We start from the raw sequence: 11,972 nt of genomic DNA, 5'->3' as shown, positions 1-11,972 counted from the left end.
CAGTGTTTTTCTGCCACCGACAACCAGAAGATGAGACTGGCAACGATAGTGTGTGAGCTTTATGTTGGCCGGCGTCGGCACCATGCCGAAACTTAGAACTCGCAAAGCACCCCTCTCTTGAAGGGGCGTTCCAAACTACAAAAGGCGTGCCAAAGCCCGATCTGGCATTCAGCCTACGCTGCCGCGCCTCGAGTCGTGTTCGATGCGAACTCCGACACTACCAAGCCGCGAACCTGGGCAATTACCCGAGTTGCTGCCTCCTCTGCACTGCAGCCAACGGTCTGAATCTGGAGTTCCGGTTTTTCTGGAGCTTCGTAGGGTGAATCGATGCCGGTAAAGTTTCGGAGCTCTCCATTGCGTGCCTTTCGATAAAGTCCTTTTACATCGCGTTTTTCAGCCACTTCGAGCGGCGTATCCACAAAAGCTTCCACGAACTCCCCTTCGCCGAAAAGGCTGCGCGCCATCGCACGCTCCGCTCGAAATGGCGAAATGAATGCGGTTATGACGATCAACCCCGCATCCACCATCAATTTGGCCACTTCCGCAACACGGCGGATGTTTTCGATCCTGTCGGCATCGGTGAAACCCAAGTCTTTGTTGAGCCCGTGCCTGACGTTGTCCCCATCTATGAGGTAGGTGTGCCGCCCCATGTCGTGAAGTTGTTTCTCGACGAGATTGGCTATCGTGGATTTGCCTGCACCAGACAGCCCCGTGAACCAGAGAACAAACGGGCGCTGGCCCTTTTGCCCTGCCCGATGCGTCTTGTGAACATCAAGCAGTTGAGCGTGAAGGTTGCGTTCACCGAGCAGGTCAACACGCTTTGCACTTTCAAAGTCATTGATCATTTTCTGGCGCAGGTAGTTAGGCGAAAGAAATCACGACCTTCCGCGCAGATTGAGAGCGCGGCGTCAAGCGAGGGCAATGTTCACAACTGGCGCGAGGCCGGCAGCGACGTTCACAGACCGAGGTAGTCTTCCCTCGATTGCCGCAAGCTCAACCCGGTGGCTTGTGCGGTCACGGAGATGATCCATTCGGCAAGCAAGCTTGATTCGACGGAGGAGTCCCTGACGAGCTGGAAATGATTCGGGCAGTAGGTGCTGTCCATTGCGTCCACCAAGGCACCCGCGGGAAGGTTGACATTCCAGGCTGACAGCTGCGCTTCGAAGGGGGCTGTCCAGCCTGCAGGAAGGACTTCGGGAATCCGGCCTTCGGAGGCCGGACCGATGCTGCGCGTGGAGGCGGAGCGGACGGTAGCGACCGTTCGGCAGGCGTCGGGCAGTTGACCGCTCAGGTGAATGCCGATCAGCAGTTCGAAAGGATCCACACCCGTGGCGAGCCTAAACACAGTGGGAATATTGCCTCCCATGATCCGCGGATTCACTTCGACCAGCACCGGGCCGTCAGGGCCGACGATCAACTCGATGTGGAAAATTCCCAGATCCAGACCAAGACTGCGAACGACCGTCAGCGCATAGTCAACCAGCGCTTTGGCAGCGGATTCGCTGACCGGGGCGGGCATGGTGGTGCCGAGTTCGACGGATGGGTCGACGATGCATCGCTTCCGCCAAGACAGCGCCATGGGCTGAAACTCCCCGTTTGCGGCGGCCATTTCAACCGAGAAGAGCGGTCCATCGACATACCCCTCGATCAACGTCTCAGGAGACAGGGTTTCGACGACACCTTGGGGGACTGCCAGGCTGCGATGGAGCGTGGCGAAATACGCCTCAAGTTCTTCTGGTGTCTCAATCTTCGCTGTCAGGAGGCTCGCAGCGCCTCGCTTTGGCTTGGCAATGACGGGGTAGCCTATCTCGGCGACGCGCGCTTTTGCGTCCTGCAAATTGTCGACGAGCGCAAACGGCACAGAACGGATACCTCGGGCTGCGATTCGTGCCCTGCACGCGGCTTTGTCTTGTGCCAATGCCACGGCGTCTGGGTCTGTGCCTGGCAGCCCGAGGCGCTTGGCGCACCGCGCCACTACATGGGTACAGAAGTCGAGCACAGTGACGACAGCGTCCAGGCGGCGCTCACGAGAGAGCGCCGAAAGTGCAGAGAACAACTCTTCTTCGTCCAGCGACGAATCGATTTGCACGACCTGATCCGAATGCTGAGCGTTCTGGACAGCCTCGATGCCTCCAATGAAAGCTGCAAACCGATTGGAACTGATGAATGTCACGTAGTGGCCAGCCCGTTTGGCGGCCCGCAACGCCCCCAAACCTACAGGGTTGCTGTCAATGAACGCGATGTGCATTTTTTATTCTCCGTGAGGTTTTTCGTCGCCAGACGAGTTGGGGGGTCGCCTGTTTCTGTCGCGGGTGAAGATCAGTACGGCACTCGCCGCGCAAATTACGACGAAGGTGATGAGTCCCAAGCTGGTCTTGTCCACCACATAGCTGCCCAGCAGTGAAAAAGCCACCATTGAGCCCACCGCCAGGGCATTGGTGTCCGCGACGATCTGCGCCATCCGCTCGGATGGAGACTCGGTGATGATGTATCGAAGGTGAACGCAGAACGCCATTTCGAATGCAAAGGCGAACAGTGCGTACATGGCCAAGCCAAGCCCTGGCGCAGACATGAACGGCAACGGGACCAGGCTCAAAAGCGCGAGTCCATGCAGCAGCGGCCCTGTCGTGTTGTACCGCCCCTTCAAGATCGACAATCGCGCGGCAGCAAAAGCGCCCACGATGTACGCCAGGTTGGTGAGGGTCTGGACCAGTGCGATGCCTGCTTCTGACATCCCCAACTGCCTTACTGGAAAGACCGACCTGGCGATGTTGTGGTAACCCTGATAAAGACAGACCGCCGCAACGAAGTAGATGATGGCCGAACGAACGCCGGCGTCCAACTGCCCTTTTCCGGCAATTTTTCCCGCCCCACCGGCATTGAGTTTGCTGCCCACGGGAAGCGATGTGTAGAGGCCGGTGGCCGCCAAATGCATGCAGCAGCAGAGAGCAAGCACGCCGATCAATGCCACTTGTCCGATCAGAAGAGCGCCAAAAAGCGCACCGACACCGCCGCCTGCGAGTGCCGCTGTGTTGTAGTAGGAAGCCGCTCTGCTTAGGGTCTCACCTGAAAAGTAGCTTTTTAATGCGACTGTGCGGGACACTTTGGAAAGTGCGTCGAAGGCGCCCTTCGCCAGCAGCAGCGCAATCAGCAAGTAGACATTGCCGAACAATGCGGGCACGAACAGCAGGGCGAAGGCACTCCCCGCCTCGCAAAAGACCAGAAGAGCTCTTGCCGAATAACGTGCAACCGCAGCTTTGATGAGAGGAAGAGCCAGAACCGCCGGTAGCCATTGCGTGAGAACCACGGTGTTGGCCGCGAAAGCAGACCCGGTTCCCGCAAAGACCTTCGCCGACAGCGTCATCAGAAGAAAAAACGTTGCGAGCGAGGTCAGGAAAATCGCCGCCCAGATCCGAAGAAAAACCGAATTCCACAAAGATGGCTGTTCAGGAACTGCTACTGATGCGGTGAGGTCGTTCATCGGAATATCCCCGAAGAGTCCGACTTGCAGTAAACTTTATTATTCATCTGCCCAGGGTTTTAAGCGCCAAGTGCGTTGCCCGGTTTGACACCGCGGTTAACCAGTGAATTGAAGTTGGGCTCGAAAACTGAGTGAAAAGAATAGCATTGGGTGGCTGCAAATCTATTCCGCGAATTTGCGGAGCTTAAGTTGCAGATGTGCAGTACTGGAGCGTCTTACCGCTTTGTCAGGAAACCACGTCGTTGGGCAGGTCGCCGCACACCAGCACGATCCAGTCCATCACGGCACGAACTCTGTCGAGTTTGCGCAGGTCGGGGTGGACCACCATCCACAGCTCTCGAACAAGATCGCACGGTTGCGTCTGCAAACGAACCAGGCCTGGTGCCCTGTCGCCAATGGCCTGGGGGAGCACCGTTTTGCCGAGCCCTGCCTGAGCACAGGCCAGCAGGCCTTCGCCGTCGTTGGTGCGCAGCATTGGCGGCATCACGCCGCAGTTGACGATCTGTCGCGCAATCCATTCCGCTTGCGGAAGGCTGTCTTGGTCGCTTTCGTAAGTGAGCCATGGAAGGTTCGCTGTATCAAACCCTTCCGGACCATAGACCGCGTAGCTCAACTCTCCCACTTTGCGCGCGATCGCCCGCAACCCCCCCGTTGGCCTGGCCAGTCTCAAAGCAATGTCGGCTTCTCGCCGAGCCAGGCTTAGCACCCGAGCGTCGGCCACAAGTTCGACCTGAAGATTTGGATGTTGCCGCACCAGTTTGGGCAACTCTGGAATAAGTATTCGGTTCACCAGCAGCGGCACAGAGGTCAGCCGAACGACCCCTGCAATTTGGCCATCCGAGTCGCGAATCACGTTGGTCGCGTCACGGATGACGGTTTCGACCTGCTCGGCTCGCAAAACCAGTTCTTGACCCGCTTCGGTTGTGCTCACCTTGCCGGGCTTGCGCTCGAACAGGCGCGCGCGGAAGCGCTGCTCCGCATGCGCAACTTTTCTTACGACGGTGCTTTCATTCACTTCCAGAACCCGCGCAGCGCGCGCAAACGAACCGGTTCGCGACACCGCCAGCACGATTCTGAGATCGTCCCAATCTTCTTTGTGCACTTAATGCGTTCCCCAAGCATGGGATTTCATGTGGGTGCATTTTTGCATGGTCTTTCCCGCATATCTGCAGGCATTAACGGCAAACCTATACCTTACGATCGCGGCGCTTTACGGACTGCACTGCCAGGCTACTGGCCAGAGGATATTGTTTTGGTCGCGATCATTTCAGCGTTGGTGTTTTTCGCACTCACCTACTTTTTGAGCCCCTTCCTGCTTTGGCGCTCTTTTTTCAAAGTTGCGCGATCAGTGCTTTTTAGTAGAACTTTGGATTTATGCGGAAGACTCAGCATGGGCATGCACCTCGTCAAAGAGTTGCTCTATTTGCCCGTACTGGTTCTGTTTTGGTTTGTGGACGAAATCCTCTGGCACAGCTACCGAAAAACAAGGGTCCCGGCCCCAGTTTTTGTCATGAGCCAGCCGAGAAGCGGCACAACCTTTCTGTTGAGGACCCTGGCCTCAGACGAAAAGTCCTTTTTCGTTCTGAAGCACCTCGATTGGCGCATGCCGTTCATCTGTTTCTGGAAACTGATCGATGCGATGGGGCTGCGCAGCAGACTAGAACGCATCGACTACTGGCCAAACACAGAGATCGGGCGGCTCGCGTCCAAAATTCATTTTCACAATTTGGGCAGTGTGGAGGGTCATGGTGTTTTCTTCGAAGAACGCATGTACCACCACTACTTCACGTTCCGCCGCTTCCCACTCCCCGAAATTCTCCAACGAATGAGCGAGGCGAACGCTCTCACACCAAGGGAGAAAAAGAAAATCGTGGGAACGCTAAGGAAAGTGGTCCAGAAAGCCGCTTTTTACCGCGGAGCGGGCCGCTTCTGGCTCACCAAGGAGAACGAGAACGTCGATCTCTTTCGGCTCGTCTACGAAGCGTTCCCTGATGCTCGATTCCTGGTCATCGTGCGGGAGCCAAGTGCATTCGTTAGCTCCTACGTAAAGATGTCGGACGCCTGCACGACGCCCAAGCACGGTACCGACCCCAACACGATCCCGGGGTGGTACGACGCGAATCTGAACTTCCGCCGGGAGCAATGCGCTCAGCACATCGCCTTCTGCCAGGAACTGGAGAAGCGCGGCGCGATTACGTACGTTACTTTCAACCAATTCACCAGCGACGTCAGCGGTACGGCAGCGCACATCTACGAGCAGATGGGCATCCCCATGAGCCCGGAATTCAGCGCGCACTTGCAAAAGTTGCAGGCCAAGCAAGACGGTCGCGTGTCTGGCTACGTCAATCCCCCCAGCGAAGAGGTCGGCTTCGAGGCTTATGCGAACTTCGTGGCGAAGGCCAGCGCCTTGTCACCTGAAGCGCAACGGGCTCAAGCCGCATGATTGGTCAATCGACTGTTCGCGAGATTGCCGCGCGGTTGCAGCACGCCGAGCATGATCGTGTGCAGCTGCATCAGCTTCATTTGCAGTTTCCTTCGATGACCATCGACGACGCCTATGCAATCCAACGCGAATGGATAGGACTGAAGCTTGCGGCGGGCCAGCGACTGGTGGGGCACAAGATCGGCCTCACCTCGAAAGCAATGCAGGCCTCCGTGGGCATCGACGAGCCCGACTTCGGCGCGCTACTTGATGAGATGCTCTTTGAGAACGGCACCCAGGTGCCCTTTGATCGGTTCATTGAGCCGCGCGTCGAGATAGAGCTGGCATTCATCCTTGGCAAGAAGCTGGAAGGCCCTCACTGCACAAAATTCGACGTACTGAGCGCAACGGAGTATGTCGTGCCAGCGGTAGAGATCATCGACTCGCGCATCCAACGGGTCGATCCCGACACCAAGTCGGTTCGCACCATCCTCGATTCGGTATCCGACAACGCAATCACCGCCGGCGTTGTACTCGGCGACCGGCCAGTACGCCCGATGGACATCGATCTGCGCTGGGTTGCAGGGCTGCTGTACCGCAATGGTCAGATAGAAGAGACAGGCGTCGCGGCGGGGGTGCTGAATCACCCGGCCAACAGTGCGGCTTGGCTCGCCAACAAGCTTGCCCAACACGGCGAGTTCTTGCTCCCGGGCCAAATCATCCTTGCTGGCTCCTTCACGCGCGCGGTGGTCGGCAATCGCGGCGACACCTTCCAAGCAGACTACGGCCCGTTGGGCGCTGTCTCGTTCCAGTTCGTCTGATCCGAAAGCAATTTTTTTGAGCCGCGAAACGATGAGTTCCCGTTCCAGATTGACGCCGCAGATGACGGCCTACCAGGAGAAGTTTGCCGACAGCGGGGATGTCCGATGGCTCCCCTACCTGATGTACTTTCATCCTCCCGGCCATCGGAGCGATGTGGTCAATACAGACGAGAGCGGCTTCAGATACTCCGAAAAGAATGGCCAGCGCCTTTCACTCAGGAGTTGCGAGTCGTCCGAACCTGTGAGGCTGCTGGCTGGAAGCTCGACGGTCTTTGGGATCGGCGCCAGCGCCGATCGCTGGACGCTTGCGTCGCGGCTGAACGAGAACGACACCCGATCCGAGCCTTGGCTCAATTTTGGCGGGCGAAGCTTCAACTCGACCCAAGAGCTGCTACTGCTGGTCCTGAACAAACACCTTCTGCCGCCGGTTGACGAGATAGTCCTGTTCTCCGGGTTCAACAATTTGGGATTGGCACGCCTGCCACCCAGCCAGCGTCTGGAGCACGGTGCCTTTTTCAACTGCGGCGATTTCTTCAACGCGTTGAAGCCCGCCAAGGCCAATGGGCTGAAGGGAATCGGCACAAAACTCTTCGGATCGGCGCCGGCCGCCGAGGCTCCGCTCCCAACCATCGGCCAGCAGATCGAGTACGCGACCGAACTCACCGTCCGGCATCTGCACATATGGCACCTGATTGCTCGGGAACTCGGCGCGAAGCTCACCTACGTCTTGCAGCCTTTGTCAGGGTGGGTACGACCTGAGGGGTGCCGTGAAGAAGAGGCGCTCTTCTCTGAACTGGATCAGTTGGGGAGGTTCACCGAGGTCTATGGAGACATTCTGCGAAAAGACGTCTGCCTCGATTACGGACAGGCGCTGCGGGCGGGAATCGAGGCGCTCGGCGTACGGTTCATCAACCTCAGTCCAGTGCTTTCCGAGGCACTCAAACCAGACCAGTGGCTCTTCGTCGACCGGATTCATTTCACCGACGATGGCCACGACTTTGTCTCAAGGCTATTGCTTGAGCTTTTGCACTGAAAAGGAGTTTGCACAGCCATGAAGTTCTTCAAGTCACTTTTCTCAAAGATCTTTCGTCGCAAGGCGAAGAAGAGAGATGCATCCATCTATCCCATGTTCTGACGTCGGGCCGAGGTTGGAGTTTGGTCCGGATTCGCAGTGCCCAAGGCGATGGCCGGACTTTCGCCAACTCTATACACACCTCGCCAACCCGGAAGTGTTTGTAGAGGCAGATGACGTCTGCCGGCTGATGGCGCTGTTGGCGCCGCTGCCACAGCCGGATGCCAAAGAATCTGAATCGGCATTGGCCTCATTGCAGCCATGGCGTGCGAAACGCCAGCTTGCGTTCGAACGCGCAACGGAGTCGGACGATCAACGTCGCCGGGTTGCCGAAACACTGGTTCTTCAATCCTCACCCTTGGGCCTGACGCTGGGCTGCTGGCTCCAAGGAATGAGCGCGCCAGGCGTTTGTGAAGATGAGGATCAGCTGACCTTGCTGTCGCTGCTTGCCGACGACGTCGGCGTCGGTCACCCGTACAGCGCCCGCAGGAGCGAGTTCCGGCGTTTGATGGAGCGTTTTGAACATTCTCTTTACGGCGTGAGCCCCACCGGGCTGGCGCAAGTCCGGGACATACAGGAAAGCATGTTCGCTCTCCCGTGCGCGCTGTTGGCCATGAGTCGGCGCAGCGACGTCTTTCACTTGCAGCTGTGCGCAATGGATCTGGTCTTGCGCACTGTCGAACTGTTGCCAGCTTGGGCCATGCTTGCAAGTCGGTATCCGCAATGCGTGGACTGGCGTCGGCTGGACCTTCGTGAAGTCCGTGATCCAAAGGCGGCTTCAGACGCGCTCGCATGCTCGACAAAAATTGCAGAGCACTACCGCACCCGAGGCGGCGTCACCGCCAAGAAATTTGAAGCGGCGGTGCATTGGGCTGTTGATTCCATCAAGGCCTGGGATCTTGAGTTGCATGCGCTTTGCACGCTCGCCCTGGACCGCAACCATGCGATGGCAACCTTGCTTCGACGCAAATCTCGCGAGGCTTCGATCTATCACAAAACCAAGACCCTGGCTGGTTGTCCTTTGTCTGATCACTTCAAAAAAGCAGCGACCGACCCGTTGCCGCTGCTCGACGCCCTAGCCCAAAGCAGGTACGTGAGACCCGGCAACTCACAAACGAGCTCGCTGGTCAACGGATTGATCAGCCCGCGCGGGCCGATGTTCCGTGTCTTTCCCGAGCAGGAATTGGCCGTGATCCGTGAATGGATCGACGGCCTGGCGCTTACGAGGACCGAGGCGGATACCAGCGTCGACGATCGACCCCGCTCTCCATCGGCTGTACGGCCCCCTGAACCAAAGGCCGCGGCGACATCGGCGACTCCTTTGGCCGCGCGCCCAATCCATGTCCGTGAGGCCTATTTTCTTTTGCAGGGGCGCGCCCTGGCTCCAGACACACGGGCCTATGCCGTCGACTATGTGAGGCGATGGCTGGAGGCTGCAGCGCGCTCGCTGGGTTGCTCTGATCGATCCCTGCCGAACTCTTGGACGGCAGAGGGGCTGCGCCCCTGGTTGCTCGACCAGCATGATCTGCATGGACAGGCGTACGAGAAATCGAGTCGCGACGTCGCGCCTGTGTCAAGAGACGATGTCATTGAATCAACGTTGCAGCTCGCGCCTCTCATCCTCATCGACGGTGCTTGGCTTCAGGGCTTCACCGATGTCGACCTGGCCTGTTCCGAAGTGGGCCAGTTCCTCTTCGAAACGTATTGGGATGAGCTCGGAAACGGACGGGTCGAGTTGAATCATCCCAAGATCTACCGCGATCTGCTTGCCTCCATGGGCATGCACCTCGCACCAACAGGGTCCTGGCAATTCGCATCGGACACAAGGATCAAAGACGACTCGTTTCGCCTTCCTGTGTATTGGCTTTGCTTGGGCAAGTTGCCGCTGACATTCATGCCAGAAGTCTTGGGAATGAACTTGGCCATGGAGCTTTCGGGGGTAGGAGACGGTTACCGAAACGCCCGTCAATTCCTCATCGAGCATGGCTTCAGCACGCAGTTCGTGGACTTGCACAACACCATCGACAACGTTTCGACCGGCCATTCCGCGTGGGCGGCCGATGCAATTGACAAGTACATGGCCACCCTTCTCCCCTACTGCGATGACGATTTTTTTGCCGCTCAATGGCTGCGCATCCGTACAGGATATGCATCCTTGTCGTCCGTACCAGGCAGCAACAGAAGTCTTTCGGCATGGACCCGCTCGGTATTCAGGCGTCGCCTGCCATCGCCGAAGGCGCCCGCCCGGCCTCTTCATCACTATGCCCACTCGATGGATCCCAACTAGATGAACTCCTATGTCCTGGGGATCTCCGCCTACTACCACGACAGCGCCGCCGCGCTCGTGAAGGATGGACGTGTCCTCGCCGCGGCTCAGGAAGAGCGCTTTACACGTGTTCGTCACGACTCTTCCTTTCCCAAGCAAGCCGTTGGCTATTGCCTAGAACATGCGGGGATTTCGCTCAACGATGTGATGAAGGTCGTCTACTACGAAGACCCGAAGGTCAAGTTTTCTCGCGTCCTTTCCTCGTTTGCCGATGGGGGAGCCGCGGGGCTGACTGCATTCATGCGCGTGTTTCCGGAATGGATGCGATGGAAGCGCGACGCGCTGTCTCAAGTTGGCCATGAACTGAGTTCGCTCGGCAGGGGACGGGTATGCGAGTTGGTGACTTCGCCCCACCACCGCTCGCACGCAGCTTCGGCCTTTTACCCCTCGCCGCATCGCAACGCCGCCGTGCTTTGCATCGACGGCGTCGGCGAGTGGCATACGACCTCCATCTGGCATGGCCGAGAGAATTCTCTCGAGTTGGTCAACTCCATTTCTTACCCCCACTCGTTGGGCTTGCTCTATTCGGCGTTCACCTACTACTGTGGCTTCAAGGTTGATTCGGGTGAATACAAGCTCATGGGCCTGGCTCCCTACGGCAAGCCGATCTACGCGGACCTCATACGAGACGAGCTGATCGACATCAAAGCCGACGGATCGTTCGCGTTGAATCTGCGCTACTTCGAGTTCCTGCGTGGTCAGCGGATGGTTGGTGAGGCGTTCGAAAAACTATTCGGACATTCGATCCGCGACCCCGAAAGCAAACTGGAGCAGCGCCATTGCGATCTTGCGGCCTCCGTCCAAAAAGTGACGGAGGAAGTTGTGTGTGGACTGGCGAAGGCCGCCATGAAACTTACTGGGGAGCGGCATCTGTGTCTCGCCGGTGGCGTTGCGTTGAACTGCGTGGCCAACGGCGCCTTGAGCCGCTCAGGCATGTTCGATTCGCTCTGGATACAACCGGCGGCCGGCGATGCCGGCGGCGCCCTGGGCGCTGCGCTCGATGTTGCGGTTGCCAACACCGGACGGCCGCACGTCCTGGCCGGCACGGACGCCATGCAGGGCTCGCTCCTGGGGCCGGACTTTTCCGACAATGAGATTGGCGAGTATTTAGAAGAGAACGCCTACCCCGCGGAGCGCCACGACGAAAGCGCCTTGTACGACGCGGTCGCGCAGGACCTGGCGAACGGTGCTGTGATCGGTTGGTTTCAGGGACGCATGGAATTCGGTCCTCGTTCGCTGGGCGCCCGGTCCATCATTGGCGATCCGCGCGACCCAGAGATGCAGCGCAAGATGAACCTGAAGATAAAGTTCCGAGAGTCGTTTCGACCGTTCGCTCCGGCGGTTCTGGAAGAAGACGCGAAAGACTACTTCGAGATCGCGCAAGACAGCCCGTACATGCTGCTGGTAGCGCCCGTCGCGGAAAGACTCAGGAGCCCGGTGGCAAAGGCCAGCGAGATGAACTCCGGCCTCGGCACCATCAATGAAATCCGGTCGCAGCTGCCCGCAATCACCCACGTTGACTTCTCCGCACGCGTCCAGACGGTCAACGATCAAACCAACCGGCCATTCGCACGGCTTCTGAGGAGCTTCAAGAACAAGACGGGCTGCTCCGTGCTTGTGAATACCTCGTTCAATGTCCGGGGCGAACCCATCGTCTGCACGCCGGCGCAGGCTTACGCCTGTTTCATGAGGACGGCGATTGATGTGCTGGTGTTGGGTCCTTATGTGCTGCGTCGCGCAGATCAACCCGCGTTCGTCGAAGAACGTGATTGGCGTGAAGCGATTCCGCTCGACTAATTCAATACAAGGATCAAACGATGCTGCTCAGAGTCGGCGCATTTTTCATTTTC

The 11,972-nt window shown here is 58.1% G+C and carries 8 protein-coding genes and 1 pseudogene; 5 read left to right on the top strand and 4 right to left on the bottom strand.

Going from position 1 to position 11,972, the window contains the following annotated elements; translation table 11 throughout:
- Window positions 1-173 precede the first annotated feature (173 nt).
- From cysC to ABIC90_RS19815, 4 genes and pseudogenes are all read right to left on the bottom strand, one after another.
- Window positions 174-797: pseudogene (gene cysC / locus ABIC90_RS19830) on the bottom strand (adenylyl-sulfate kinase); the annotation flags it as partial.
- Between the two features lie 158 nt (window positions 798-955).
- Entirely contained in the window at window positions 956-2,248 is a 1,293-nt protein-coding gene (locus ABIC90_RS19825; protein WP_354357033.1) for an ATP-grasp domain-containing protein, read from the bottom strand.
- Between the two features lie 3 nt (window positions 2,249-2,251).
- On the bottom strand, window positions 2,252-3,481 hold the full coding sequence (locus ABIC90_RS19820; protein ID WP_354357031.1) for an MFS transporter: 1,230 nt from the start codon (window positions 3,479-3,481) through the stop codon (window positions 2,252-2,254).
- A gap of 226 nt (window positions 3,482-3,707) precedes the next feature.
- Window positions 3,708-4,583 carry a LysR family transcriptional regulator gene (locus ABIC90_RS19815; RefSeq protein WP_354357029.1) on the bottom strand — a complete coding sequence of 292 codons (876 nt, stop codon included), beginning with the start codon at window positions 4,581-4,583 and terminating at the stop codon, window positions 3,708-3,710.
- Between the two features lie 288 nt (window positions 4,584-4,871).
- On the opposite strand from ABIC90_RS19815, the gene ABIC90_RS19810 reads away from it, so the two are divergent.
- The 5 genes from ABIC90_RS19810 (at window position 4,872) to ABIC90_RS19790 (ending at window position 11,919) form a co-directional block, all read left to right on the top strand.
- Window positions 4,872-5,924: a sulfotransferase gene (locus ABIC90_RS19810; RefSeq protein WP_354357027.1), complete on the top strand. Its 1,053-nt coding sequence runs from the start codon at window positions 4,872-4,874 to the stop codon at window positions 5,922-5,924.
- 35 nt (window positions 5,925-5,959) lie between these two features.
- A complete protein-coding gene (gene hpaH / locus ABIC90_RS19805; protein WP_354357074.1) occupies window positions 5,960-6,724 on the top strand; it encodes a 2-oxo-hept-4-ene-1,7-dioate hydratase in 765 nt (254 codons plus the stop codon).
- A gap of 31 nt (window positions 6,725-6,755) precedes the next feature.
- On the top strand, window positions 6,756-7,757 hold the full coding sequence (locus ABIC90_RS19800) for an SGNH/GDSL hydrolase family protein (RefSeq protein WP_354357025.1): 1,002 nt from the start codon (window positions 6,756-6,758) through the stop codon (window positions 7,755-7,757).
- Window positions 7,758-7,986: 229 nt separating this feature from the next.
- The gene (locus ABIC90_RS19795) at window positions 7,987-10,083 is read left to right on the top strand and encodes an iron-containing redox enzyme family protein (RefSeq protein WP_354357023.1); all 2,097 of its coding nucleotides are present in this window, start codon (window positions 7,987-7,989) and stop codon (window positions 10,081-10,083) included.
- The gene (locus ABIC90_RS19790) at window positions 10,084-11,919 is read left to right on the top strand and encodes a carbamoyltransferase family protein (protein WP_354357021.1); all 1,836 of its coding nucleotides are present in this window, start codon (window positions 10,084-10,086) and stop codon (window positions 11,917-11,919) included.
- Window positions 11,920-11,972: the final 53 nt, after the last annotated feature.

Source organism: Variovorax boronicumulans, assembly GCF_040544675.1.
Classification (GTDB): domain Bacteria; phylum Pseudomonadota; class Gammaproteobacteria; order Burkholderiales; family Burkholderiaceae_C; genus Variovorax; species Variovorax boronicumulans_D.
Note: the sequence above shows the minus strand (reverse complement) of the source record. Positions and strands in the feature narration are given on the sequence as shown.

Bases quoted from the DNA above. Each gene is read 5' to 3' on its own strand.
- ABIC90_RS19790 (WP_354357021.1), top strand. From the start codon at position 10,084: ATGAACTCCTATGTCCTGGGGATCTCCGCCTACTACCACGACAGCGCC.
- ABIC90_RS19820 (WP_354357031.1), bottom strand. From the start codon at position 3,481: ATGAACGACCTCACCGCATCAGTAGCAGTTCCTGAACAGCCATCTTTG.
- ABIC90_RS19810 (WP_354357027.1), top strand. From the start codon at position 4,872: ATGGGCATGCACCTCGTCAAAGAGTTGCTCTATTTGCCCGTACTGGTT.
- ABIC90_RS19825 (WP_354357033.1), bottom strand. From the start codon at position 2,248: ATGCACATCGCGTTCATTGACAGCAACCCTGTAGGTTTGGGGGCGTTG.
- ABIC90_RS19795 (WP_354357023.1), top strand. From the start codon at position 7,987: ATGGCGCTGTTGGCGCCGCTGCCACAGCCGGATGCCAAAGAATCTGAA.
- ABIC90_RS19800 (WP_354357025.1), top strand. From the start codon at position 6,756: ATGAGTTCCCGTTCCAGATTGACGCCGCAGATGACGGCCTACCAGGAG.